22 protein-coding genes are annotated in these 24,487 nt (G+C 64.1%); 11 read left to right on the forward strand and 11 right to left on the reverse strand.

Annotated features, from left to right (window positions below):
- Positions 1-167 precede the first annotated feature (167 nt).
- Both mdoH and NH448_RS17160 read right to left on the reverse strand, forming a co-directional pair.
- The gene (gene mdoH, locus NH448_RS17155) at positions 168-2,069 is read right to left on the reverse strand and encodes a glucans biosynthesis glucosyltransferase MdoH (RefSeq protein ID WP_253029112.1); all 1,902 of its coding nucleotides are present in this window, start codon (positions 2,067-2,069) and stop codon (positions 168-170) included.
- Positions 2,069-3,655, reverse strand: coding sequence for a glucan biosynthesis protein (locus tag NH448_RS17160; protein ID WP_239452519.1), 1,587 nt, complete (start codon positions 3,653-3,655; stop codon positions 2,069-2,071). The genes mdoH and NH448_RS17160 overlap by 1 nt, the downstream gene beginning before the upstream one ends.
- Before the next feature lie 363 nt (positions 3,656-4,018).
- On the opposite strand from NH448_RS17160, the gene NH448_RS17165 reads away from it, so the two are divergent.
- Positions 4,019-4,273: an AbrB/MazE/SpoVT family DNA-binding domain-containing protein gene (locus NH448_RS17165; protein WP_045991958.1), complete on the forward strand. Its 255-nt coding sequence runs from the start codon at positions 4,019-4,021 to the stop codon at positions 4,271-4,273.
- On the forward strand, positions 4,270-4,611 hold the full coding sequence (locus NH448_RS17170) for a type II toxin-antitoxin system ChpB family toxin (RefSeq protein ID WP_083970281.1): 342 nt from the start codon (positions 4,270-4,272) through the stop codon (positions 4,609-4,611). The genes NH448_RS17165 and NH448_RS17170 overlap by 4 nt, the downstream gene beginning before the upstream one ends.
- Positions 4,612-4,808: 197 nt before the next feature.
- Here NH448_RS17170 and NH448_RS17175 read toward each other — a convergent pair whose 3' ends face one another.
- The 4 genes from NH448_RS17175 to NH448_RS17190 all read right to left on the reverse strand — a co-directional run bounded on the left by NH448_RS17175 (position 4,809) and on the right by NH448_RS17190 (position 6,982).
- The gene (locus NH448_RS17175; protein ID WP_231498501.1) at positions 4,809-5,165 is read right to left on the reverse strand and encodes a hypothetical protein; all 357 of its coding nucleotides are present in this window, start codon (positions 5,163-5,165) and stop codon (positions 4,809-4,811) included.
- Positions 5,162-6,103: a lysophospholipid acyltransferase family protein gene (locus NH448_RS17180; protein WP_045994905.1), complete on the reverse strand. Its 942-nt coding sequence runs from the start codon at positions 6,101-6,103 to the stop codon at positions 5,162-5,164. Before NH448_RS17180 ends, NH448_RS17175 begins: the two co-directional genes overlap by 4 nt.
- 1 nt (position 6,104) lies before the next feature.
- Positions 6,105-6,416 carry a DUF4870 domain-containing protein gene (locus NH448_RS17185; RefSeq protein ID WP_231498521.1) on the reverse strand — a complete coding sequence of 104 codons (312 nt, stop codon included), beginning with the start codon at positions 6,414-6,416 and terminating at the stop codon, positions 6,105-6,107.
- 179 nt (positions 6,417-6,595) lie between these two features.
- Complete coding sequence (locus NH448_RS17190; RefSeq protein ID WP_045994903.1) at positions 6,596-6,982, reverse strand: VOC family protein; 387 nt, start codon at positions 6,980-6,982, stop codon at positions 6,596-6,598.
- Positions 6,983-7,023: 41 nt separating this feature from the next.
- Between NH448_RS17190 and NH448_RS17195 the strand changes: the two genes are divergently transcribed.
- Both NH448_RS17195 and NH448_RS17200 read left to right on the forward strand, forming a co-directional pair.
- Entirely contained in the window at positions 7,024-7,662 is a 639-nt protein-coding gene (locus NH448_RS17195) for a class I SAM-dependent methyltransferase (protein WP_045994902.1), read from the forward strand.
- Positions 7,663-7,860: 198 nt separating this feature from the next.
- Positions 7,861-9,351, forward strand: a complete 1,491-nt coding sequence (locus tag NH448_RS17200; protein WP_083970655.1) for an MFS transporter — start codon at positions 7,861-7,863, stop codon at positions 9,349-9,351.
- 101 nt (positions 9,352-9,452) lie between these two features.
- Here NH448_RS17200 and NH448_RS17205 read toward each other — a convergent pair whose 3' ends face one another.
- Both NH448_RS17205 and NH448_RS17210 read right to left on the reverse strand, forming a co-directional pair.
- On the reverse strand, positions 9,453-9,605 hold the full coding sequence (locus NH448_RS17205) for a hypothetical protein (RefSeq protein ID WP_156088597.1): 153 nt from the start codon (positions 9,603-9,605) through the stop codon (positions 9,453-9,455).
- Between the two features lie 175 nt (positions 9,606-9,780).
- Positions 9,781-11,115, reverse strand: a complete 1,335-nt coding sequence (locus tag NH448_RS17210; protein WP_045994901.1) for a replication-associated recombination protein A — start codon at positions 11,113-11,115, stop codon at positions 9,781-9,783.
- Positions 11,116-11,341: 226 nt separating this feature from the next.
- Between NH448_RS17210 and NH448_RS17215 the strand changes: the two genes are divergently transcribed.
- From NH448_RS17215 to NH448_RS17230, 4 genes are all read left to right on the forward strand, one after another.
- Positions 11,342-11,884, forward strand: coding sequence for a hemerythrin domain-containing protein (locus tag NH448_RS17215; protein ID WP_045994910.1), 543 nt, complete (start codon positions 11,342-11,344; stop codon positions 11,882-11,884).
- 325 nt (positions 11,885-12,209) lie between these two features.
- Positions 12,210-13,022: a glutamate racemase gene (gene murI / locus NH448_RS17220; protein ID WP_045994899.1), complete on the forward strand. Its 813-nt coding sequence runs from the start codon at positions 12,210-12,212 to the stop codon at positions 13,020-13,022.
- 93 nt (positions 13,023-13,115) lie between these two features.
- A complete protein-coding gene (trmA, locus tag NH448_RS17225; protein ID WP_253029113.1) occupies positions 13,116-14,222 on the forward strand; it encodes a tRNA (uridine(54)-C5)-methyltransferase TrmA in 1,107 nt (368 codons plus the stop codon).
- A gap of 213 nt (positions 14,223-14,435) precedes the next feature.
- A complete protein-coding gene (locus NH448_RS17230; protein WP_045994897.1) occupies positions 14,436-19,277 on the forward strand; it encodes an NAD-glutamate dehydrogenase in 4,842 nt (1,613 codons plus the stop codon).
- A gap of 208 nt (positions 19,278-19,485) precedes the next feature.
- Here the strand turns inward: NH448_RS17230 and NH448_RS17235 are convergent, their stop codons facing one another.
- Both NH448_RS17235 and mgtE read right to left on the reverse strand, forming a co-directional pair.
- A complete protein-coding gene (locus NH448_RS17235) occupies positions 19,486-19,857 on the reverse strand; it encodes a hypothetical protein (protein ID WP_045994896.1) in 372 nt (123 codons plus the stop codon).
- Between the two features lie 462 nt (positions 19,858-20,319).
- Positions 20,320-21,672, reverse strand: coding sequence for a magnesium transporter (gene mgtE / locus NH448_RS17240; RefSeq protein WP_045994895.1), 1,353 nt, complete (start codon positions 21,670-21,672; stop codon positions 20,320-20,322).
- Positions 21,673-21,773: 101 nt separating this feature from the next.
- Here mgtE and NH448_RS17245 point away from each other — a divergent pair, with 101 nt between their 5' ends.
- Positions 21,774-22,064, forward strand: a complete 291-nt coding sequence (locus NH448_RS17245) for a ferritin-like domain-containing protein (RefSeq protein ID WP_045994894.1) — start codon at positions 21,774-21,776, stop codon at positions 22,062-22,064.
- A gap of 128 nt (positions 22,065-22,192) precedes the next feature.
- Positions 22,193-23,209: a quinone-dependent dihydroorotate dehydrogenase gene (locus tag NH448_RS17250; protein ID WP_045994909.1), complete on the forward strand. Its 1,017-nt coding sequence runs from the start codon at positions 22,193-22,195 to the stop codon at positions 23,207-23,209.
- A gap of 81 nt (positions 23,210-23,290) precedes the next feature.
- Here NH448_RS17250 and rmf read toward each other — a convergent pair whose 3' ends face one another.
- Entirely contained in the window at positions 23,291-23,497 is a 207-nt protein-coding gene (gene rmf / locus NH448_RS17255) for a ribosome modulation factor (protein WP_045994893.1), read from the reverse strand.
- A gap of 296 nt (positions 23,498-23,793) precedes the next feature.
- Here rmf and NH448_RS17260 point away from each other — a divergent pair.
- On the forward strand, positions 23,794-24,487 hold a 694-nt coding region (locus tag NH448_RS17260; protein WP_253029114.1), incomplete at its 3' end, for a THUMP domain-containing protein.

The raw sequence follows: 24,487 nt of genomic DNA on the forward strand, positions 1-24,487 counted from the left end.
GGAGCTGGAGAACGCTCTTTGTAGAGCAAAGCGTTACCACCAGACAGCGGCAAACAGATGAATCATGGATCACGCTACTATGCTTGACGTGTAGTAGTCCGCTGGGATTCCCCCTCCGGATGATGCAAAAGGAGGGGGAGGACACAACGCTGTGCCACGGCACCGGCTCAGTCGACGGGCTTCTCGCCGGAGACCTCCGGCGCCGATTCCGTGCCGTGCTCGCGAAAGGACTGCACCGGCATCTCGCGGGGGACTTCCCGTGGCGGCTCGGCCGGGGTCGCCGGCGGCGGTGGTGCCTCGGCGACGCGAAGCTCGCCTACCACCGCCGGGGGGCGGGTCTCGCTCGGGACCAGCAACAGGCCGGCGCGCCTCAGGGCCCGGCCGATGCTCAGGCTGGAGCTCCAGCGGACCAGCGGAGCGGCCATCACCAGGCCGAGCCACACCGGCGTCAGCCAGATGAAGAAGCTCGGGGTGAAGGCCCAGGTCACCAGCGCCCACAAGGCGCCGATCAGTGACCATAGCCAGGTGTGGCGAAAGGCTTCCTTCCAGGGCAGGGCGCGGCCCTCGCGGGACTGTGGATCCCAGGCCACGGTGCGGCCGCTCAGTACCTGAATCACGAAACGACTGTGGAACACCATCATCAAGGGCGCGATGAGCATGGCAAACAGCGTCTCCAGCAGCATGCTGGCGACGAGCCGGGCCCGTCCGCCATAGGCCTGTGGGTTCTGGATCAGCCCCAGCACCAGCCCTAGCACCTTGGGCATCAGCAGCATGCCCAGGGTGCCGATCAGCAGCGGCATGATCAGGTTGGGTGGGGCGATCGGCCAGTCGGGAAACAGCTGCGAACTCGAGGTGAAGAAGTTGGTCGGCACCAGCGCCCGGATCAGGGCGTCGATGGTGCTGATCACCAGGATCGCCAGCCACACCAGCGACGACAGGTAGGCGAGGGCACCGAAGAAGAAGTGCAGACGGCTGAGCACGTGCAGTCCGCGCCCGCCGAGCAGGCGCATATGCTGCAGATTGCCCTGAACCCAGCGCCGGTCGCGCTTGGCGTAGTCGAGGATATGACTCGGCATCTCTTCGAAGCTGCCGCCCAGGTCGGTGCGCATGCGCACCTGCCAGCCGGCACGGCGCAGCAGCGCCGCCTCGACGAAGTCGTGGCTCAGGATATCGCCACCCAGCGGTGGCTTGCCGGGCAGCTCCGGCAGGCCACAGGCATCGGTGAAGGCGTCCACGCGAATGATGGCGTTGTGGCCGAAGTAGTTGGCCGCGGTGGCGTGCCAGAAGCTCAGACCGCTGGCCAGCATCGGCGAGTAGAGTGCAGCAGCGAACTGGTTGGCGCGGCCGAACAGGCTGTCCTGGCGCACCGGAATCGGCACCGTCTGCAACAGGCCAAGGCGCGGGTTGGCCATCATCTCGTCGATCAGCTCGATGACGGTGGTGCCGCTCATCAGGCTGTCGGCGTCGATCACCAGCATGTAGTCGTAGTGGCTGCCCCAACGGGTGCAGAAGTCGCCCAGATTGCCTGCCTTGCGCCCGACGTTACTGTCACGGTGGCGGTAGTGCATTTGGCAGTGGCCTTCCAGGCGCTTCTGCAGCTCGGCCATGGCGGCCTTTTCCTCGGCCACCACCTCGTCGTCGGTGCTGTCGCTGAGCACGAAGGCTTCCACCTCGATGCCTTGCGGCAGGTCATCCAGATCCTTGCAGGTGGCCTCGAGTCCGGCGGCGACTCGCAGCACGTCCTCGTTGTGGATCGGCATCACCAGGGCGGTGCGGGAGTGGGAGCCTTCGGGCCGCATGGGATAGGAATGGCGCGGCTTCAGGCTCAGCGGGTCACGCCCGGTCAGGTTGAGCACGAAGCCGATCAGCGCGCTCCAGAAGGCCATGGTGATCCAGCCGAAGGTGATCGCGAACAGGCCGATGATCGCCATCTCGAGCGGACTGATGCCCTCCACGTAGAGGATCCTGAACATGGTCCAGACCCCCAGCGCCGTGGTGGCGGCAATGGCCAGGCCGACGCCAAGACGTCGCAGGCGTGGCCAGGGTACCTCGGGAGTATGGGCGTTCATCAGGGGCTCCAGATGCTGTTCCAGGTTTCGCTCAGGCGCTCGCCACGAAGCATGAGGGTCAGGCGGATATCAGCGGGCTGGTCGCCGTCGGGCAGCAGCGTGAAGCTGGCGCGCCAGGTGTCGTTGTCGGGCAGCGGTGTGACCTTGGCCTCGGCGGTCTCGCCGCTGGAGGTGGTCAGGGTCATCTCGACCGGTTGGCTGGCATCGAGTCCCTCGAGCTCACCGCCGCGGAAGTCGATGATGAACTGGCGCAGGCGCTCGTCGGGGGGATCGCTCTGTCCCGGCACACCGCCCCAGCCCTGGCGCGAACGCACCACACGAGCCAGCGGTTCGGCCGTGGGGGTGTCGCCGAAGGTCCAGGTACGATAGCGGTAGGTGCGGGAGTCGCCGGCCATCAGCGGGTTGGCGGGCACCCAGTAGGCGGTGATGTTGTCGTGGGCCTCGCTGTCGGTGGGGATCTCCACCAGCTCGACGTGGCCTTCACCCCACTCGCCCTGGGGTTCGACCCACTGACTGGGGCGACGCTCGTAGCGGGCCTCCATGTCCAGGTAGGCGTTGAAGTGCTGGGGCCGCTGGACCAGGCCATAGCCCTTGGGCGAGGTGTCCTGCAGCCCGGAGATCTGGAGGCTTTCGGGGTTTTCCAGCACGCGCCAGGTCCACTCGCCGGTGCTGGTGGCCATCAGCAGGCCGCTGGAGTCATGTACCCGGATGCGGTAGTCGTCTTCCTGGCGGCGATCCATTTCGCCATGCAGGAACATGCTGGTCAGCGGTGCGACGCCGAGCTTCTCGACGTCTTCCCTGGCAAACAGGCGTGCCTCGGTGTCGACCTGGGTGCGCTTGCCCGGGGCGATGTCGAAGCGGTAGGCGCCGGCCAGAGACGGGCTGTCCAGCAGCGCCAGCACCGTCATGTGGGTATCGCCGGGCTGCGGCTTGACCAGCCAGTATTCACGAAAGGCGGGAAACTCCTCGCCTTGGGGCAGGGCGGTGTCGATGGCCAGGCCACGGGCCGATAGGCCGTAGCCCTGGTCGCGGCCGACCAGACGGAAGTAGGACGCGCCGAGAAATACCGCGAACTCATCCTTGTAGTCGGCGCGGTTGAGCGGGTAGTGGAGGCGAAAGCCGGCATAGCCGAGCCCACTCAGGTCGAGCTCGGCGAGGTCGGCGGCATCGTCGTCGTAGCGAAAGCGCTCAGGCTCGAAGGGCAGCGAGCGTACCTCGCCATCCTCCAGCAGGTGGATATCCACCGGCTGGTCATACAGAAAGCCTGGGTGGAAGAGCTCTACCTCGAAATCGCCATCATCCTTCCACAGTGCCCGCTCATCGCGGTAGCGAATCTGTCGGTAGCGATCGTAGTCCATCTCGGTGAGGGCCTCGGGCAGCTCGGCCGAGGCCTCTTCATAGGGGGACGCGGCCAGTTCCTTGGCCCGGTTCGTGACCTGTTCGAACAGCGCGCCGGTCTCGACGGCCATGGCCGGCGTCGTCAATGCGGCGCTGGTGATGACGCCGACGAAGGCGAGCGCCAGGTTGCGCGAGCCAGGTCGCCGCGGCGCAAGGGTGTGTCGTGCTCGAGATATTGCCGTGTCCAAGTGCGCTCTCCTTGCGAGCGGACGAACGCCCGGTGGCTCGGGTTCGCCCGCTGGGGGTGTAGGGGATCCTTCTGCCGTTCACATCGATGGCATGTTCTATGCGACTTTCTATGCCACTTTCTATGCCACTTTCTATGCCAAATCGAGCCAGCCTTTAATCTAGCCTATTGGCCGAGACAAAAGTTGCAATAGATGTCATTCGAGTGCATTTGAGGGTTTGTGCTAATTCGGGTTCCGTGTCGCCGATTGGCGACGGCGTTGGGGTGGGCAGGTTACTGAGCGGTAACAGGCGAAGTTGGTGCACGAGCTTGCGGTCGAGGCAGCGCGTATCTACTGTGTAGATACGTACAGGAGGGGAGTGATATGGAACTCAAGATTCAGAAGTGGGGCAATAGTGCCGCCATCAGGTTGCCAGTTGAATTGCTTCGACAGCTGGGCCTCAGCGATGGGGATTTGCTGGAAGTCGAGGAAACTTCCCACAGGTTGGTGTTGAAGCCTGTGGCGTCAAAGCCAAAGTATTCCCTGGAGGAATTGCTGGCACGCTGTGATCCCGAGGCTCCCGAGCCTGAAGACCTGGCATCCTGGCAGGAAATGGCCCCGGTAGGGCGTGAAGAATGAAGCGTGACAAATATAGCCGTGGCGATATTGTGCGAGTTCCCCTCAATCCGACCGAAGGACGCGAGCAGCGAGGTGACTTTCGCCCTGCGCTAGTGTTGACGCCAATAGCTTTCAATCATTTTGGTACGGTGGTCGTGGCACCCATCACCCAAGGTGGCAACTTCGCGCGCCACGCAGGCTTTGCGGTACCTCTGAGCGGGACCCGTACGCAGGGGGTAGTGCTGGTCAATCAGATCAGGACTGTCGATCTTGAAGCGAGCGGAGCGCGCAGAGTCGAGTCTGCCCCGGATCACGTCGTCGATGATGCTTTAGCGCGTGTTCGTACGTTATTTGAATAGGCCGTGGTCGCAAATTCTTAGGCGCTGTCCGAAAAGTCGACGAGCGAAGGTTAGACAAGGCAAAAATCGGTGAGAAAGCGCAGTTTACGGGGTGTAAATGAGCATTTTGACCGGGCTGGCGCACCAGCCGATTTTTAACGCCGTATTACCGAGCGCAGGCACTTTTCAGACAAGCCCTAGTGCTGGCATTGCCGCGCCTACCACAGCCAGCTGGATGGTCTGGGCGGCGGCAGGCGCTGGTGCAGGGCACGCCAGCCGACGATGCAGCGGATCACGAACCAGGCGGTGACCAGCAGTGGGGGCAGTGCCAGGCCGATGATCAGCACCGACAGTACCACCGCGGCGACCATGTAGAGCAGGCCGATCCAGAAGGTGCTGATCAGAAACTGGTAGTGGGCACGCAGCCAGGGGGCGGCGTCGGTGCGATAGACGTAGGCGACGACCAGCGCGATCAACAGTGTCACGAATCCGCTCACCAGCCCTGCCAGGTAGAGCAGATAGAGGACGTGGCCGACGCGGGTCTCCGGCGGCGGTGACACTGACGCTGTCGTCACTTCATGTTCCTCGAGCTGTAGAGGCGGTAACGGCGGAAGTCGGGATCGCCACGTTGTTCTTCCAGGGTCTTGGTGTAGCGCTTGTATTCCCACTGGTACTGGGCCGGGTCGAGTGCGATCACCGCCTCGATGCTGGCATTGACCCCGCTGCAGGAGATGGTCTCGTCTTCATCGTAGACGCGCTCGTCGGCGGCCAGGAAGTACAGCGCGAAGCCCCGCCCGGGACGGCGCAGAGCGACGCCGGTCACGACCCTTGCATTGGTGCGCGACACCAGCTTGGGCAACAGGGTGGCAGTGTAGGCGGGGCGCTCGAAGAAGGGCGCGAAAACGCCGCTGCCCCAGCTGGGTTCCTGATCGGGCAGGATGCCGACGGCCTCGGATCGCTTGAGCGCCTTGAGCAGCGCCGCCACGCCTCGGGGGTTGGTCGGCACCAGGCTGGCGCCGCAGCGCTCGCGCCCGGCGCGGATGATCGGGTCCAGCGGTGCCAGCTTGGGCGGCTCGTACATGGCGGTGAAGGGGAAGTGGCTCGACAGCCAGAAGTTCAGCACCTCCCAGTTGCCGAAGTGAGGCGCCAGGATGATCACGCCCTTGCCCTCGGCGCGGGCATCATCCAGCAGTTCGCGGCCATGTACCTCGACGATGCTGTCGGCCACTCGGTCGGGGTCGCCCTGCCAGGCAAAGCCGAGTTCCAGCATGGTGGCGGTGGAATGCTTGAGGCTTTCGCGCCCCAGGGTGGCGCGACGGGCCTCGGTAAGGTCGGGATAGACCACTTCCAGGTTGAGCCTGGTCACCGCGCGTTCGCGCTTGAGCAGGGGGTAGGCCACATTGACCAGGGCGACGCTGAGTCGCCACAGGGTCGTCGGTGACAGACGCGACAGTATCCGCCACAGGCGTGATATCGCGGTAGCCTGGAGTCGCTGTTGCCAGGGGACGTTCATATCAGATCAACCAACTTTCCACATTGTCCGGAGCGCGCTTTTCCTGCAGTGCCTTGAAGCCTTTGACGCAGCGCACGATCAACCACACCGCCAGGGCCAGCAGCAGCGGCAGGCCGATCACGATCAAGGTCAGGATCGAGGCCACGATGCCGTAGAGCAGGCCTATCCAGAAGGTACGGATCTGGTAGCGATAGTGCTCGTCGAGCCACTCGGGGCCCTTGCCACGGTAGACGTAGGCGATGATCACCCCGATCACCGCGGTGAAGCCGGTGACCAGGTTGGCCAGCAGCAGCGCGTAGCCCACCAGCGACATGGTGGTGTCGGCGGGGGGCGTGTCGCCAGGTGAGGGAGGCTCGACAGTGGGTCGTTGAGGCGTAAGGTCGTGTTGGCTCATCCATGGTCCCTTGGGTGCATGTCATACGGCCCCGTTATCATACCCAGCCTGTGCCGCATTGCCATGACAGGCGAAGCGGCCCGCAGGGACGACCGACGTTACTCCAGTTTGAGCGGACGGCTGATCTCCAGCAGGTTGCCGTCCGGGTCGCGAAGATACAGCGACTCGATCTTGCCGGTGGCACCCTGACGTTCCACGGGGCCCAGTTCCACCTCGACCGACAGGGCATCGAGGTGAGCCTTCACCTCAGCCAGCGGCAGATGGCTCTTGAAACAGACGTCGAGGCTGCCTGGGGTAGGGGTGGCGGCCCTGGGGGTCACGTCGGTGGCGGTCCAGTGCAGGCGCAGGGCCAGCTCGCCGAGCATCAGGTCGACCCGCTCGGTATCGCGATAGCGGACGTCCAGGCCCAGAACGCGGGTGTAGAAGTCCACGGCGCGGGAAATATCGGTCACGGTGATGACCAGGTGATCTAGACCTGACAGCATGCCTCTCTCCACAAATGATCCAAGTCCCAGAGAATACGACGATGCCAAGCTGTCCGCTATGCGCAAACCCGACGACGCACCACTTTCATGCGGACGGGCGCCGCGACTATTTTCGCTGCTCGGTATGTGACCTGGTGGCGGTGCCTCCCGAGCAGCGCCTGGGACCGCAGGCCGAGAAGGCGGTCTACGATCAGCACGACAACCGCCCGGATGATCCCGGCTATCGTCGTTTTCTGGGTCGTCTGTTTGATCCCCTGAGCGATCGTCTGTCGCCGGGTGCCGAGGGGCTCGATTTCGGTGCGGGGCCCGGTCCGACGCTGTCGCTGATGTTCGAGGAGGCGGGGTTTGCCACTCGGATCCATGATCCCTACTACCATCCCGCGCCGGAGAACCTGAAGCGGTATTACGACTTCATCACCGCCACCGAGGTGGTCGAGCACCTGTTCGCGCCCGGCCCGGTGCTGTTTGCGCTGGCCCGACAACTGCGACCCGGTGGCTGGCTGGGGCTGATGACCAAGCGCACGCCGGAGGACTTTGCCCGCTGGCACTATATTCGTGATCCCACCCATGTGGTGTTCTTCAGCGAGACGAGCTTTCGCTGGTTGGCCGAGGCACTTGGCATGAGTGTCGACTTCCCCGCGGCCGATGTGGTTCTGATGCGCCGTGACACGAGTCACTGAGGCCGGATTTATGCTTGACCAACAATGCGTTACAGATGCATGGGTGACGCCCTTCGAAAGACATTGACAGGCGCGAAAAGGGGGGTATATTCGCCGCCCAAGAGTCGTCGATACGCACCGCGACGGACGGACTCGAAACATCAACACCCACCCGCCGCCGCCGTCCGCGTCGTCCGCATCGCTGGAGCCCGACTCCTCATGTCTCCCCAACTTCTGGCCATGGCCCTGCCCCCCGTTCTGGGGCTATTCATTCTGGGCATCGGCAACGGTTTTCTGTCTTCGCTTATCACCCTGCGCCTGGACGCCGCCGGTGAATCGCCGGTGGTCATCGGCTGGGTCTCCGGCGCCTACTTCATCGGTCTTGGCCTGGGTGCCCTGTTCAACGACCGGCTGCTGCTCGCTATCGGCCATATTCGTGCCTACGGCAGCTTCGCCTCGCTGGTGGCGGTGACGGTGCTGCTGCAGGGGCTGATCCTGGATCCGGTGGCCTGGTTCGGGCTGCGTCTGATCGGTGGCTGGGCCACGGTCGGGGTCTTCCTGGTGATCGAGAGCTGGCTGCTGGCCTCCGGAGACTCCAAGGTGCGCGGGCGTCTGCTGGCGCTGTACATGATCGCCCTGTACGGCTCAGGTGTGCTCGGTCAGCTGCTTTTGGGCATCACCCAGAATATGGGCGAAACCGCCCCCTTCATGGTCATCGGTGCCCTGGCCTCGCTGTCGGTGCTGCCGATGGCGATGATTCCGCGGGTCACGCCACTGCTCGACAAGGTCGAGCCGCTGTCGCCGCTGCGCCTGATGATCCTCACCCCCACCGGGGTGGTGGGGGCCTTCGGTTCCGGCATGCTGGCGGCCGCAGTGTACGCCCTGATGCCGCTGTATCTGCAGCGTACCGGCTTTGATCTGGCCGAGGTCGGCCAACTGATGGCGATAACGGTACTCGGCGCCATGCTGCTGCAGTATCCGGTGGGCCGCTGGTCGGATCGTCACGACCGCCAGCTGGTGCTGATCCTGATCGGTCTGTTCTGCCTGGCCATCTCGCTGGCGGTGCTGCTGCTGCCGTTGCCGAGCTGGGGGCTGGCCGCGCTGCTGTTCCTGCTGGGCGGTGGCGTCTTCTCGTTGTATCCGGTATCGGTCAGCCACTCGGCGGACCGTGCCCCCGCCGGCGCCCTGGTGCCCATGAGTCAGGGGCTTTTGCTGATCAGCGCGCTTGGCTCCTCGGTCAGTCCGCCTCTGGTCAGCCCGGTGATGGCGGCGCTTGGCGATACCGCCCTGTTCATGGCCTTCGGCGCCCTCGGTGGCGCCCTGGTGCTGTTCTTCGCCTGGCGTCGCCTGGTGCGTCCGGCGCCGGTGCCGGTGGTGCCGTTCTCCCCGGCGACGCCCTTGTCGTCGGTGGGTGCGGAATTCGTGGTCACCGACGAGTGGGTGGCGGGCGCCAAGGAGCACGAGCATATGGAAGACCTGTCCGACGTGGTGCCGGACGTGGACGTGGCCGAGCCCATGGTGGGGCCGCCAGCCGAGGAAGGTCAGTACGTGCCTTATTTCGATGAAGACGGCTACCACGATGGCGTGCTCGAGGTGAACCATCACGAGTCTGATGAAGACGCCGCCGCTATCGAGCCAAGGCCCGTCGAACCCGGCTGGGAGCAGGAGTCGCCGTCGGCGGCTGAGCCGGGCGACGCACCCAAGGGCTGATCAACGTGGCCGGCGAACTTGTCCCTTTGGGTCGCCGTGGGCGGCTCAGAGCTGGCAAGAGGCGCCGGCCTGAGCGGTCAACATGTGGCAGACAGTGGGCCTCAGTTCGGTCCGAACAGCAGCTTGAACAGCGCACGACGTACCGCGGGTGTCGCCTGCTGGCGGGCGTAGGCCAGCAGCACGTCGTGATGGTTGGGATGACGGGCGTTCTGTACCAGGATCTGACGAGCTTGCTGTAGCTGGGTGGCCGACATGACAGTCCCTCCGGAGCATCGGGTGCCCACCATGGGCACTTGAGTCCCACAGTAGTCGCGGTCCTGGCTCGCTCCTTACGATGCCTGGTTGTGCTGCAGCGGCCTATTTCCTTCCCACGTCGAAGACAGATGGTTTTTCTCAAGTGGTATCTGAGCTGCCACCTCCGCTTCTATCTCATCCGCTATCTGCGGCCTCATCGAGCTGCGCCCGCCAGGCCATGATGCGAGCGAAACGCTCTTCCTGGCCATGATCCGTGGGGCGGTAGAAGCGCTCGGTCGGCACTGCCTCGGGCCAGCAGTCGTGGGCCGACCCCGCCGGGTAGCCGTTGGGCTCGGCGTGGGCGTAGCGGTAGCCGTCGCCGTGGCCCAGGGAAGCCATCAGCTTGGTCGGTGCGTTGCGCAGGTAGGTCGGCACCTCCAGGCTCGGCTGGGCCGCGACAAAGGCCTGGGCCTTCTTCCAGGCCTGGTCGATGGCGTTGCTCTTGGGCGCTACCGCCAGGTGGATGGCGGCGTGGGCGATGGCGCGCTGGCCTTCGTAGTCGCCCAGACGCAGGTAGGCATCCCAGGCCGACATGACCAGTGGCAGGCAACGCGGGTCGGCGTTGCCGACGTCCTCCGAGGCGATGGCCGCCAGGCGACGGATGACGTCCAGCGGATCGCCACCGCCCTGGATAAAGCGGGCCATGTACAGAAGGGCGGCGTCGGGGCGCGATGAGCGTACCGACTTGTGCAGTGCCGACAGCAGGTCGTAGTAGTGATCGCCTTGCTTGTCGAAGGCGCTGGCAGTGTGGCCGATGACGTCCTCGAGCGCCTCGCGGGGCAGACGCTCTGCACCGCCTTCCGCCTGGGTGAAGTCGCAGGCGGTCTCCAGAAGGCCCAGGGCGCGCCGGGCGTCGCCGGCCGAGGCGCGCGCCAGTATCGCCAGCACCTCGTCTTCGACGCGGATGTCGCGGTGACCAAGGCCGCGCTCGGGGTCGGCCAGGGCGCGGCGCATGACCTCGATCAGCGCGGCCTCGTCCAGCGCCTTGAGCACATGGACACGGGCTCGGGACAACAGCGCCGAATTGACCTCGAACGAGGGGTTCTCGGTGGTGGCGCCGATCAGCGTCAAGAGCCCCGACTCGACGTGGGGCAGCAGGGCGTCCTGCTGACTCTTGTTGAGGCGGTGGATCTCGTCGAGAAACAGCACCGTGGTCTGCCCCTGGCCCTGGGCCACCCGGGCGCGCTCCACCACCTCGCGAATGTCCTTGACCCCGGCCATGACCGCCGACAAGCGCTCCAGCCGTGCGCTGGAGGCGCTGGCGAGGATGTCGGCCAGGGTGGTCTTGCCGACGCCGGGTGGCCCCCACAGGATCATCGAGCGCACCTGCCCGGCTTCTACCATGCGCCGCAATGGTTTGCCTGGCCCCACCAGCGACGGCTGGCCCACGTAGTCGTCCAGGGACCTCGGGCGCATGCGCCAGGCCAGGGGCGCGGCGTCTTCCTGGTGGGCCTGTTCGAACATGTCCATCGCCGACTCCTGAGAAGAATGAATTGAGCGCCAGACGTCAACGCTCAGGCGGTGTGTAGGAAATCAACCCTTCTGAATGTGGCAATTTTCGTCGGGCAAAAACTCGATTATGCGTCTAGGGTGATACATTCCGGTTCCCGCACGATCCGGAACCTGACCCGAGAAGGCCAGTCTAAGCTAGGGTGCCTTCAGCTCATGCTGACCACAGGAGGTTTCCGTCATGCCCATGCTAAAGCAACTGCGACGGGATCATGCCAACATGGCGCGCATACTGCACGTCCTGCAACTCAAGCAAAAGACCCTCGCGCAGGGAGAGCGGCCCAACTTCCAGCTCGTCAGGGAGGTGGTTGACTATATTCTCGACTACATGGCGGGTTTCACCCTGCCCCTGGAGCAGATCTGTACCGACCGTCTCAAGGAGCTGGCCCCCGAAAGCGAGGCAGTGGCCGAGCAGCTGTCCGGCGACTACCGCAAGCTCAAGGCCCGGCTGACGCGCCTGTCCCGTGACATCGACATGATCCTGATGGATGTCGCCATCCCCATGGACCAGTTTGCCGATGACCTCAAGCAGTACCTGGACAGCCACCGTGCTTACCTTCGCCAAGAGCGTGAGGAACTCTTCCCGCTGATCAGCGAGCACTTCTCGGACGAAGATCTCGATCGCCTGGCCCACGCCCTGCCGGAGAACGCCACCGCCGAACTTGAGCGACTCCAGGCGGCTTACCCTGAACTCTATGCCGAGCTACGCGAGGAGCCGGTACCCGCCTGATCGGTTTTTCCCTCGTTCGTTCCTTGCTTCTCGAGCATCACGTCGTCGGCCCGAACTCCGGTTCGGGCCGCATGACGTCTGCGCTCACCTCGGCGCGCTGGCGTATCCGTGGGCGCCCTTGCTGCGCTTATGCAGGTCCGCCAATGTCGGGTAGAATGGCGCCCATGTTGATTCAGGTGCCGTTTCCCTTGCTCAGCCTCTTGCCCCTCCTCCTTCCCCGTCTCCGGTCGGCCTCGATGGCGGCCCGATCCGATCGTGGGGGATATTTCCCCGCCGTCCGGCAGTGGCGGTGGGCATGGGCTTTGCCCGTCAGGGAGGAGGCTTGATGGCCGGACCTGTGCTGGTGTTCGACTCCGGCGTGGGCGGGCTTTCCGTGGTGGCGGCGCTCAGACGCCATCTGCCCGATACGGCGCTTGCCTACTGCTGCGACAACGCCATGCTGCCCTACGGTACGCGGCCGGACCCTTGGTTGGTCGAGCGGATCGTCGCGGTGTGCGAGGCGGCGGTGAATCGTACCGGTGCCGATACCCTGGTGGTGGCCTGCAATACCGCCAGCACCCTGGCACTGGAGGCCTTGCGCGAACGCCTGGACGTGCCGGTGGTGGGCACGGTGCCGGCGATCAAGCCGGCCGCCCAGGCCAGTCGCAGCGGGCATCTGGCACTGCTGGCCACCAGCGCAACGGTCGCCCGGCCCTACACCCAGCGGCTGATCGACAGCTATGCGCCGCACTGCCAGGTCGAGAAGGTGGCCGCCGACGCTCTGGTGGCCGAGGCGGAGCGCGCCATCCAGGGGCACGCTATCGATCCTGCGGTGGTTCGCCAGGCGCTGGCAGCGCTTGTGGAGGATGCCCGTATCGATACGGTGGTGCTGGGCTGTACCCACTTTCCCTTGCTGCGTCGCTGGCTCGACGAGGCCATGCCGCGGGCCGTCACCTGGGTAGACTCCGGCGACGCCATTGCCCGACGGACGGCCCAGGTGGCGGTGGGCCCGGATGCCCGACAGGGCCTCGATGCGGCCTGGGTCACGAGTCTATTGCGGGATTCGTCAGGTGCGACGGACGCCTCGGAAAGGCTGACGCGAGGGCTTGCGTCCTTCGGCTTTGCGGCCCCTTGCCTGCTGGACGTGCCCAGCGCTTGACCCACCTCTTGTACACCGTCCGGCAGCGGCGCTGACCACGCCGCCATCGCCCACGTCATTTGTTTATTGTTCATCGTTTTTCCAGGAGTTTCCGTGGCCATACCCGTCGTTGAACCCGAACGCTATGCCGAACAGCTCGCCGCCAAGCGTGATCGCCTGGTCGAGCAGTTTGCGCGGTTTTCTCCGCCCGAGCTCGAGGTGTATCCGTCACCGCCGAGTCACTACCGGCAACGCTGCGAGTTTCGCGTCTGGCATGAGGGCGACGATCTCTACTATGTGATGTTCGAGGTCAATCCCGAGGACTCCGACGACAAGCGACTGGTACGCATGGACCAGTTCGCGGTGGCCAGCGAGCGCATCAATGCCCTGATGCCGGCGCTGCTCGACGCCATCCGTGACAACCCGGTGATGCGGCGCAAGCTGTTTCAGGTGGAGTTTCTGACCACCCTGGCGGGTGAGACGTTGATCAGCCTGATCTACCACCGCCCGCTGGAAGAAGACTGGGAGCGGGATGCCCGGGAACTCGAGCGCGAGCTTGGGGTGATGATCATCGGCCGCTCACGCAAGCAGCGGCTGGTGCTGACCCGCGACCACGTGTGGGAACGTCTCGAGGTGGACGGACAGGTACTGCACTACCAGCAGGTGGAAAACAGCTTTACCCAGCCCAATGCGCGCATCTGCGCCTCCATGCTGTCCTGGGCACGGGAGGTGACCGCGGGCAGCCAGCAGCAGGACCTGGTCGAGCTCTACTGCGGCAACGGCAACTTCACCATCGCCCTGGCAGAGAATTTTCGCCGGGTTCTGGCCACCGAGATCTCGCGCACCTCGGTGGCAAGCGCCAGGGTCAATCTCGAGGCCAACGCGGTGACCAATGCCTTTGTCGCGCGGATGTCTGCCGAAGACTTCTCTTCTGCGCTCAAAGGGGAGAAAGCAGGCCGTCGAGTGGACGAGATGTGCCTGGGTGACTATGACTTCTCCACAGTGCTGGTGGACCCACCGCGGGCCGGTCTGGGCGCCGACAGCTGTGATCAACTGAGTGAATACCCGCGTATCGTCTATATTTCATGCAATCCGGACACCCTGGCCGTCAATCTCGAACAGCTCACCAGGACGCACCGCATCGTTCGTTTCGCTCTGTTTGACCAGTTCCCCTTCACCCATCACTGTGAGTGCGGGGTCTTGCTGGAACGGCGCTCCTGAGGCGCCAACGAGCCTAACGCAAGCGTGCTGTCAAGGGGGGATGCGTAACCGTCATGCTCCATGAGAAGGCGGGCATCTGGATGGGGGTGGGGTGGGGATTGGCGTAAGCTTGCCGAATGCGCCGGGAGCGCCGGATGCGTAGCGCCGCGCAGCACGCTCGTCACTACCTTTACACAGGCCACAGTGAAGTGGCCGCCGCCAACCGAGGTGAGGATGTTACACGTCGCACAGGATGACAGTCGCGAGGATCTGCTCAAGCAACTCGAGGAAAAGCTGGAAGGACGCCTCGATCAGGAAAAGGCCGGTCTGGTGGGTGACTTCGCTCGCCATTTCTACTCCACGGTGCCGCTGGAGGATCTCAGCGAGCGGCGCCTGGATGATCTGTACGGCGCCACCCTGTCGGTGTGGCACTTCCTGCAGCAGTTCGATCCGGCCTCACCCAAGGTCAAGGTCATGAACCCTGACTTCGAGGAGCACGGCTGGCAGTCGACCCACACCTTTGTCGCGGTGCTGCACGAAGACATGCCGTTTCTGGTCGACTCGGTGCGCATCGAGCTCAACCGTCGTGGCATGACCGTCCACGCCATCCACAATTCGGTCCTGTCGGTCGCTCGTGACAAGCAGCACCGGGTCGAGCGTGTGTCGTCTCCGGGTGAAAAGGACGCCCCCGAGCATCGTGAGTCGCTGATCGCCATCGAGGTGGATCGTCACTCCGACCCCGAGGAGCTGTCGGCCATCGAGCAGAGCATCCACGAGGTGCTGAAGGAAGTGCGCACGGCGGTGGCGGACTTCGATCCGATGCGCGCGCGCATCCGCGAGACCATCGACGAGCTCAAGAATTGCTGCCCGGGCCCGATCGACAAGGCCGATCACGACGAGGCGGTGGCCTTCCTCGAATGGATGCTGGAAGACAACTTCACCTTCCTCGGTTATGACGAGTTCACCGTCGACAAGGACAACGGTGGCCAGAGCCTCAATCAGGTCGATGGCAGCGAGCTCGGTCTGTTCCGTCTGTCCGATGCCCAGTATCGCCAGCGTATCCGCACCGACCAGGGGGTCGAGGGCGATCGCTACGTGCTGGTGCCGCAGCTTCTGTCATTCGCCAAGAGCGCCTTCCACGCCCGCGTCCACCGTCCCACCTATCCGGATTACGTGACCATCGATCGCTATGACGACAAGGGCAACGTCATCGGCGAGCGTCGCTTCCTGGGGCTGTTCACCGCTGGGGTCTACAACGACTCGCCGCGTCATATTCCGATCCTGAGGCGCAAGCTCAAGACGGTGATGGATATCGCCGGCTTCAACCCCAAGGGCCACAACGGTAAGCAGCTGACCCAGATCCTCGAGGTCTATCCCCGCGACGACCTGTTCCAGATCGACACCGACGAACTGGCCCAGACGGCGCTGGGTATCCTCGATATCCGTGAACGCCGTCGGGTGCGGCTGTTCATCCGCGAGGATCGTTTCGGTCGCTTCTATTCGTGCCTGGTGTTCGTACCGCGCGATGTGTTCTCGACCGAGCTTCGTCTGCGTCTGCAGAACCTGCTGTGCGAGGAACTCGACGCCACCTTCGGCGACTTCAACACCTACCTGTCCGAATCGGTGCTGGCGCGGATCCAGTTCATCCTACGCTTCAACGGCGACACGCCGACCGACTACGACATCAAGGCGCTGGAAGAGAAGCTGGCGCGGCTCGCCCGCAACTGGCGTGACGATCTGCTCAATGCCGCCATCGAAGGCTTCGGCGAGGAACACGCCAACCAGCTACTGGATCGCTTCCGCGACGCCTTCCAGGCCAGCTACCAGGAAGACTTCAGCGCCCGCACCGCGGTCTACGACCTGCAGCACATCGGCGAGCTGGACAACGGCAAGCCGCTGGCGCTGTCGCTGTACCGACTGATCGAGGAAGAGGGCAGCGGCGTCAACCTCAAGCTGTTCCACAAGCGCAAGCCGATTCCGCTGTCCGACGTGCTGCCGATGATGGAAAACCTGGGGCTCAGGGTCATCGGTGAGCGCCCCTACGAGGTCGAGGCGGTGGACGAGAGCTACTGGATCCACGACTTCGATCTGGAGCATCACACTGACACCGAGGTCAACCTGCAGGAGATGCGCAAGCCGTTCATCGAGGCCTTCCAGCGCATCTGGGCCGGCGAGGCGGACAATGACCGCTTCAACCGTCTGATCATCGGCGCCAACCTCGACTGGCGTGAAGTGGCGATGCTGCGCTCCTACGCGCGTTATCTGAAGCAGATCCGCTTCGGCATCTCCCAGAACTTCATCGCCAATGCACTGGTGGCCCACCCGCAGATCACCCGCGAGCTGGTGACCCTGTTCGAGCTGCGCTTCGATCCCGAGGATCGTCCCGCCGAGGGTGAGATCGAGGCCTGCGTAGAGCGCATCAATGGCCTGCTCGACGACGTCGCCAGCCTCAACGACGACCGGCTGCTGCGTCGTTACGTGGAGCTGATCCAGGCGACCCTGCGCACCAACTACTATCAGAAGACCGAAGATGGCGGCTTCAAGGACTACCTGTCGTTCAAGCTGGAACCGTCCAAGGTCACCGGCATGCCCAAGCCGCGCCCGATGTTCGAGATCTTCGTCTGCTCGCCGCGGGTCGAGGGTGTTCACCTGCGTGGTGGCAAGGTCGCCCGTGGCGGCCTGCGCTGGTCGGATCGCCACGAGGACTTCCGTACCGAGGTGCTCGGGCTGGTCAAGGCGCAGCAGGTCAAGAACTCGGTGATCGTGCCGGTGGGGGCCAAGGGCGGCTTCGTGTGCAAGCGCATGCCGGAAGGTGCCGATCGCGAGACCACCCAGAAGGAAGGCATCGCCTGCTACCAGACCTTCATCCGCGCGCTGCTGGACGTGACCGACAATCTGGTCGGTGGCGAGGTCGTCGAGCCGAAGAACGTGGTACGCCACGACGAGGCGGACCCCTACCTGGTGGTGGCGGCCGACAAGGGCACCGCCACCTTCTCCGACATCGCCAACGAGATTTCCATCGAGTATGGCCACTGGCTGGGTGACGCCTTTGCTTCCGGCGGCGCCAACGGCTACGACCACAAGAAGATGGGCATCACCGCCAAGGGCGCCTGGGAGTCGGTCAAGCGTCACTTCCGTGGCCTCGGCATCAATACCCAGTCCGACGAGTTCAGCGTGGTCGGTATCGGTGACATGGCCGGTGACGTCTTCGGCAACGGCATGCTGCTGTCCGAGACCATTCGCCTGGTCGGTGCCTTCAACCATATGCACATCTTCGTCGACCCGACGCCGGATGCGGCCAGTACCTTCAAGGAGCGTAAGCGCCTGTTCGAGATGCCGCGCTCCAGCTGGGAAGACTATGACACTTCGTTGATCTCCGAAGGCGGCGGTGTCTTCTCCCGTGCGGCCAAGTCGATCAAGATCACGCCGCAGATGAAGGAGGTCTTCGGCATCAGCGAAGACAAGCTGCCGCCCAATGAGCTGATCCAGGCGATGCTGCGCTCGAAGGTCGACCTGATCTGGAACGGCGGCATCGGCACCTACGTCAAGGCCAGCACCGAGACCGACGCCGAGGTCGGCGACAAGGCCAACGACGTGCTGCGCATCGACGGCAAGGAACTGAACTGCCGAGTGGTAGGAGAGGGCGGCAACCTTGGCCTGACCCAGCGCGGGCGCATGGAGGCGGCGGCGCGTGGTGTGCGCGTCAACACCGACTTCATCGACAACGCTGGCGGGGTCAACTGCTCCGACCATGAGGTCAACATCAAGATCCTGATCGATGAGGTGGTGGCCAACGGTGACATGACCGACAAGCAGCGCAATCAGCTGCTGGCGGACATGACCGAGGAAGTCAGCGAGCTGGTGCTGACCGACAACTATCGTCAGACCCTGGCGCTGGATCTGTCCGAGCGGCTGTCCCACCAGGGGATCGGGCCCTATCGCCGCTTTATCAGCGAACTGGAAGCGGCCGGTCAGATCGATCGCGAACTCGAGTTCCTGCCCTCCGACGAGGAGCTCCAGGAGCGTTCCGCCAATGACCAGGGCATGGTGTTGCCGGAGCTGTCGGTACTGATCTCCTACGCCAAGAGCACGCTCAAGGGCGACCTGATCGCCTCCGACGTGCCCGACGACGAGATCATCGCCCAGCACGCCACCCGGGCCTTCCCCCAGAGCCTGGTGGAGCGCTACCGCGACCAGGTCCTGAGCCACCGCCTGAAGCGCGAAATCGTGGCGACCCAGCTGGCCAACGATCTGGTCGACCACATGGGCATCGTGTTCACCCGCCGGCTGATCGACTCCACCGGCATGGGGCGTGCGGACATCGCGCGGGCCTACGTCATCGCCCGTGACAGCTTCCAGCTGCCCAAGCTGTGGGAGCAGATCGAAGCGCTCGACAATCAGGTCTCGACCGATATCCAGTACGGAATGATGCTCGACCTGATGCGCATGATTCGCCGCGCTTCACGCTGGTTCCTGCGCCATCGTTCGGGCCAGGCTGCCGGTGACTGCATCGAGTACTACCAGCCGCGTATTGCCCAGCTGCAGGAGAATATCGGCAAGCGTCTGCGTGGCGAGGAACTCGAGGCCTGGCAGGCCCGCCGTGACGAACTCGTCGACGCCGGGGTGCCCGAGGCGCTGGCCTCCACCGTGGCCGCGGCCGATAGCCTGTACGCGGCGCTGGGCATCATCCAGACCGCCCGCCAGGTCAACGAGAAGCCGCAGAAGGTGGCCGAGGTCTGCTACGAGATCGGCGCCCGTCTGGAGCTGCCGTGGATGATCCAGCAGGTTACCGCCTTGCCGGTGAAGGATAGCTGGCAGGCCCAGGCGCGGGAGACCTTCCGCGACGACATCGAGCGTCAGCAGATGGCGTTGACCGCCAGCGTGATGAAGATGGAGAGCGGCGCCCGCGATACCGCCGGACGTGTCGATCAGTGGCTCAAGCACCACGAGTCCATGCACAAGCGCTGGTGCCGCCTGATCAACGAGGTCGACAGTGGCGCCCAGGGCGGCTTCCCGCTGTTTGCCGTGGCGGTGCGTGAGCTGGTGGATCTGGCCGAGAGCAACAGCGAGGTCTAGACCCCGGGTCAGTGAGTCGACCACTAGAGGACGCCCACGGGCGTCCTCGTCGTAGCCGACACCGATCGAGTGAATCCGTGACGTTGGTTCACACAAGGTGGCGGTTCACACCAGGTGGCGGTTCACACAATGCAAGAAGGGCGCCCCTGGGGGCGCCCTTCTTGCGTCTGGCCTTCGTAGGCCTTGTCGGCAACCAACGGACCGAGGCTTAGCGGCAGCTGATGCTCCAGATCGCCTTGAAGCCTTCGCTATCGTCGTTCAGCGCCGCCAGGTTGGTGTCTTCGTTGACGGTGCCGCCTTCGACCATGGCCTCGGCGCGCTCACGCTTTTCCGGGCTGGTGTTGGGGCCAAGCACCTGTTGCTCCTCGATGATGAATTCGTCGCGATCCTGGGCCTCGCACTGCTCCAGTGCGCGTTCCTTTGCCTCTTCCAGGGCTTCCTGGCGATCATCGCCGAGCCCGGTGACGATGTAGTCGGTGCTCTCTTTCTCCATCGAGGCGCTGTCGCTGGCGCAGCCGGCAAGGCCGAGGGCGGCAACGGCGCCGAGGGCAAGCATCATGGGGCGAGTCTTGATCATCATGCGGTCTCTCCTTTTCCGTCTCGGGGATCCCTATTTCCAGCAGGGATGGGCGCTTGTCACCCGCGCCTTGCTGACCATGCTAACGAATCAGCACAGCAGCACAAGAGTAGCGTACCGGCGACGGGGGGTGTCGCAGACGGGAGACGGCAGGCAAGGGACGGCAAACAAGAGTCGGCAACCAAGAGCCGGTAGATAAGTGACAGCAGACGAGGGGGCGCACGAAGCGGGAGGCAAGAGTCGGTAGACAAGAGCCGGTAGATAAGTGACAGCAGATGAGGGGGCGCACGAAGCGGGAGGCAAGAGTCGGTAGACAAGAGCCGGTAGATAAGCGACAGCAGACGAGGGGCGTACCAAGCGGGAGGCAGGAATCGGTAGATAGGCGACGAGGTGGCGGGACCACCGATCGGCCATCAGTGCCCGTGGGGCAGTGATGGCCGGTCGATGAATCCGCTCAGCGAAGCGCTACAGCAGGAAGATCGTCGCCAGGCCGAGGAAGGACATGAAGCCGATCACGTCGGTGACGGTGGTCAGAATGACCGAGCCGGACAGCGCTGGATCGATGTTCATGCGCTTGAGCACGAGGGGAATCACGATGCCGCAGACCCCGGCGGCCAGCATGTTGATGACCAGGGCGGCGGCGATGATCACGCCGATCGCCACGCTCTTGAACCAGAGCACCGCCAGCACCGCCACCACCAGTGCCCAGACGATACCGTTGAGCAGGGCAATGCCGACCTCCTTGCGCAGCAGCCAGTTGCTGTTGGTCTTGCTGATCTGGCCAAGGGCGAGGCCGCGAATGGCCAGGGTCAGGGTCTGGCTGCCGGCGATGCCGCCCATGCTGGCGACGATCGGCATCAGTACCGCCAGCGCCACCACCTTCTCCAGGGCATCCTCGAACTGACCGATGACCCAGGCGGCGAGAAAGGCGGTCAGCAGGTTGATGCCGAGCCATACCGCACGACGCTTGGCGCTGGGCAAAACCGGCGCGAACAGGTCTTCCTCCTCGTCGAGGCCGGCCATGTTCATCAGCGCCTGTTCGGAGTTCTCCTGGATGACGTCGACGATATCGTCGATGACGATACGGCCGATCAACATGCCGTCGTTGTCCACCACCGGGGCCGACGTCAGGTCGTGGGTCTGGAACAGGGTGGCCACGTCGCGGGACTTCATGTCGCCCTGGATGACGTCGACGTCGGCGTCCATCAGCTCCGCCACCGAGGTCTCCTGATCATGGGAAACCAGCCGGGCCAGCGGCAGCACGCCGACGAAGTGGCCGATGCGGTCCACCACCATCAGGTTGTCGGTGTTGTCCGGGATCGACTCCTTCCAGCGCAGGAAGCGTTGCACTGTCTCGAGGGTGACGTCGGAGCGCACCCCGATGGCGTCGGTGCGCATCAGGCGCCCGGCGCTGTCTTCCTCGAACGACAGGGTCTCCTGCAGACGAGTGCGCTGCATCTCGTCCATGGTGCGCAGCATGTCCTCGGCCACCTGCTTGGGCAGGTCCTCGAACAGCTCTGCCAGGTCGGCGGTGTCCAGGCTTGCCGTGGCGGCGACGATCTCCTCGGGGTCCATGTCCTCGAGCAGGGTGCTGCGCACCTCGTCATGGACGTGCAGCAGGACCTCGCCGTCGTCCTCCGCCGGTACCTGTTCCCATAGCCTGATGCGCTCGCTCAGCGGCAGCGATTCGAGCAGCAGGGCGACCTCGGCGGGTTCGAGATCCTCCAGGGCCTCGGAGACCTCCTGGGGGTTCTCGTCTTCCAGGGCCAGGTGGATGCGCGACAGCTGGCTTTCAAACGTCTCGGTCACTTCTGTCATGGGCCCTCCCGGCATATGTCGCTGACTGACAAGACAACGATCGTGTCCTACGTTGATGGAGTTAGTAGAACACAACTATTTACAAAGAAAAGGAGTGGCGAATGGCTGGATCGAGCGAGGGCTACCACGAACCGGTGGAAGAGTTGACGGCGCAGACCCGGGATTACCATCGCGCCATCGTGTCGTTGATGGAGGAACTGGAGGCAGTCGACTGGTACAACCAGCGAGTTGACGCCTGTCAGGACGAAGATCTACGCAAGATCCTCGAACATAACCGTGATGAGGAAAAGGAGCACGCGGCCATGACCCTGGAGTGGCTGCGCCGCAAGGATCCCGCCATGGACAAGTATCTACGCGAGTTTCTGTTTACCGAAGGGGACATTGGACACTGACGACCTGGGATGAAAGCCCGTTTGGGCAAAACGGCTGAGGTCTGATTCAGGAAGTCGTCGTGGCGTCGCGGCTGCGCTATACTCGCGCCCGGCCGCGCGCCCTCGTCCTTTTTCGCCTCGGAGACGCCATGTACGATCTCGCCCGCTCCCTGTTGTTTCGCCTGGATCCCGAACGGGCCCACGGCCTGTCCTTGACGTCGCTGGACTGGGCGGCGCGCGTGAAGGCGACGCGGTTGCTGGCAGGTGCCCGCGTGGACGATCCGGTCAACGTGATGGGCTTGAGCTTCCCCAACCGTATCGGCCTGGCGGCGGGGCTCGACAAGAACGCCGATCACCTCGACGCCCTGGGGGCGCTGGGCTTCGGCTTCGTCGAGGTCGGCACCGTGACCCCCAGGGCCCAGTCCGGCAACCCCAAGCCCCGGCTGTTCCGCCTGCCCGAGCGTGGCGCCATCATCAATCGCATGGGGTTCAACAACCTCGGCGTGGATCACCTGGTGGAGCAGGTAAAGGCCAGCCGCTACCGCGGGGTGATCGGCATCAATATCGGCAAGAACCTGACCACCTCGGTGGAGGACGCCGGTGACGACTACCTTTACTGCCTGGAGCGGGTTCACGCTCACGCCGACTACGTGGCGGTCAATATCTCGTCACCGAATACTCCGGGGCTACGCAACCTGCAGTTCGGCGACCACCTCGATGAGTTGCTCGGACGCCTGCGCTCGACAGGCACTCGCCTCGATGAACAGAGTGGGCGTCGTGTGCCGCTGGCGGTAAAGATCGCCCCGGACATGGACGAGGAAGAGGTCGTTCTGGTGGCGCGGGCGCTGGCGGACAATGGCATCGACGCGGTGATCGCTACCAACACCACGGTATCCCGTGAAGCGGTGCAAGGGCTTGCGCACGCCGATGAGCAGGGCGGACTGTCGGGTTGCCCGGTGTTCGATGCCTCCAACCTTGTGATCGAGCGGCTGCGCCAGGCGTTGCCCGACATGCCGATCATCGGCGTCGGCGGCGTCGACAGTGGCCAGGCGGCGGTGGCCAAGCGTCAGGCAGGGGCGGATCTGGTGCAGGTGTATTCGGGCTTTATCTACCGCGGACCGGGGCTGGTCCGGGAGTGCGCCAGGGCGCTGGCGTCGGCGCGCTGAAAGGGCGGGCAGCAAAAAGCCCATGGCGTCTTGTGCCATGGGCTTGGCGGGTCTTTCCTTTACCTCGACAGTACTGCGTTATCAGAGCACCATGGGGTTCTTGTGAATGCCGGACACTCCCGTCATGCCCGACCACTGGTCCCCACGACCTTCACGCCAACCGCTCATCCAGTATTCCCGTAGATTGATGTCCTGGCTGGGGCAGTCATCGCGGGATCTACCCGAGAGACCGGCCTTGTAGCCATGTACATAGGCACGCTGGAAGCGATCACGTTTCTGTCGTTTCATGGGTCTACCTCGTGACAAAGGTACCAATCTGACCTGCCCCTGCGGGAAATTCGGGGGATGCAAGCGGCAGGCCCGTGATGCCCAAGCCCTGCGATGTGCAGGCTCTCCCGAGTCGCACGAAATGAAGGCTTGTTGACAGGGACACATGTGTCGTATCTCGTAGCTACCATTCCATTGATAGCGTAAGCCGCTCGGCATTGTCGACTGTTGTTTTGTAACAACCTGTTCACCTTGTCGTCATGAAATGGTTAACCGAATAATGGCTTTCGCAGTCATCATTAATGTAGGAGAAGCAAGTGCCTGAGAAGCTTGACCTTCTGGCAACCTGTCCGCGGGGCATCGAACAACTGTTAGCCGACGAGCTAGTCACATTCGGCTTGACACCGGGCAAGACCACCGTGGCAGGCGTGAACGCCGAGGGCGATCTCGAGGGTGCCTACCGGGCCTGCCTGTGGTCGCGCCTGGCCAACAGGGTCATCCTGTGTCTGTCGCGGACGGAAGGCGTCGAAACGCCGGATGCCCTGCACGATGCCGCCGCCGCCGTCGACTGGCAGCGCCATCTGCCTGCCGGTGCCACCATCGCGGTGGACTTTCATGGTCGTAGTGACGAGATTCGACATACCCGCTTCGGCGCCCAGACGGTCAAGGATGGCGTGGTCGACCGTCTTGGTGCGGCCGGCCAGGCGCGTCCCGATGTCGACGTCCGTAATCCCGACGTGCGCCTCTATGCCCACCTGCACCGTGGCCGCTTGACGCTGGGCATCGACCTGTCCGGCGACAGCCTGCACCGGCGCGGCTATCGTCGCGATACCGGCCACGCCCCGCTCAAGGAAAACCTGGCGGCGGCGCTGCTGGTGCGCGCCGGCTGGCCGGAGTTGGCCAAGCAGGGCGCGCCGCTGGTTGACCCCATGTGTGGCTCGGGCACGCTGTTGATCGAGGCCGCGCTGATGGCCGCCGACATGGCGCCCAACCTGAACCGGGAGCGCTTCG

Source organism: Halomonas sp. OfavH-34-E, assembly GCF_024124525.1.
Classification (GTDB): Bacteria; Pseudomonadota; Gammaproteobacteria; order Pseudomonadales; family Halomonadaceae; genus Halomonas; species Halomonas litopenaei.

What these genes read in the sequence shown, in the direction of transcription:
- mdoH (WP_253029112.1), bottom strand. Translation starts at nt 2,069, where the DNA reads ATGAACGCCCATACTCCCGAGGTACCCTGGCCACGCCTGCGACGTCTT.
- NH448_RS17165 (WP_045991958.1), top strand. Translation starts at nt 4,019, where the DNA reads ATGGAACTCAAGATTCAGAAGTGGGGCAATAGTGCCGCCATCAGGTTG.
- NH448_RS17170 (WP_083970281.1), top strand. Translation starts at nt 4,270, where the DNA reads ATGAAGCGTGACAAATATAGCCGTGGCGATATTGTGCGAGTTCCCCTC.
- NH448_RS17180 (WP_045994905.1), bottom strand. Translation starts at nt 6,103, where the DNA reads ATGAACGTCCCCTGGCAACAGCGACTCCAGGCTACCGCGATATCACGC.
- NH448_RS17185 (WP_231498521.1), bottom strand. Translation starts at nt 6,416, where the DNA reads ATGTCGCTGGTGGGCTACGCGCTGCTGCTGGCCAACCTGGTCACCGGC.
- NH448_RS17190 (WP_045994903.1), bottom strand. Translation starts at nt 6,982, where the DNA reads ATGCTGTCAGGTCTAGATCACCTGGTCATCACCGTGACCGATATTTCC.
- NH448_RS17195 (WP_045994902.1), top strand. Translation starts at nt 7,024, where the DNA reads ATGCCAAGCTGTCCGCTATGCGCAAACCCGACGACGCACCACTTTCAT.
- NH448_RS17200 (WP_083970655.1), top strand. Translation starts at nt 7,861, where the DNA reads ATGTCTCCCCAACTTCTGGCCATGGCCCTGCCCCCCGTTCTGGGGCTA.
- NH448_RS17205 (WP_156088597.1), bottom strand. Translation starts at nt 9,605, where the DNA reads ATGTCGGCCACCCAGCTACAGCAAGCTCGTCAGATCCTGGTACAGAAC.
- NH448_RS17210 (WP_045994901.1), bottom strand. Translation starts at nt 11,115, where the DNA reads ATGGACATGTTCGAACAGGCCCACCAGGAAGACGCCGCGCCCCTGGCC.
- NH448_RS17215 (WP_045994910.1), top strand. Translation starts at nt 11,342, where the DNA reads ATGCTAAAGCAACTGCGACGGGATCATGCCAACATGGCGCGCATACTG.
- murI (WP_045994899.1), top strand. Translation starts at nt 12,210, where the DNA reads ATGGCCGGACCTGTGCTGGTGTTCGACTCCGGCGTGGGCGGGCTTTCC.
- NH448_RS17230 (WP_045994897.1), top strand. Translation starts at nt 14,436, where the DNA reads ATGTTACACGTCGCACAGGATGACAGTCGCGAGGATCTGCTCAAGCAA.
- NH448_RS17235 (WP_045994896.1), bottom strand. Translation starts at nt 19,857, where the DNA reads ATGATGATCAAGACTCGCCCCATGATGCTTGCCCTCGGCGCCGTTGCC.
- mgtE (WP_045994895.1), bottom strand. Translation starts at nt 21,672, where the DNA reads ATGACAGAAGTGACCGAGACGTTTGAAAGCCAGCTGTCGCGCATCCAC.
- NH448_RS17245 (WP_045994894.1), top strand. Translation starts at nt 21,774, where the DNA reads ATGGCTGGATCGAGCGAGGGCTACCACGAACCGGTGGAAGAGTTGACG.
- NH448_RS17250 (WP_045994909.1), top strand. Translation starts at nt 22,193, where the DNA reads ATGTACGATCTCGCCCGCTCCCTGTTGTTTCGCCTGGATCCCGAACGG.
- rmf (WP_045994893.1), bottom strand. Translation starts at nt 23,497, where the DNA reads ATGAAACGACAGAAACGTGATCGCTTCCAGCGTGCCTATGTACATGGC.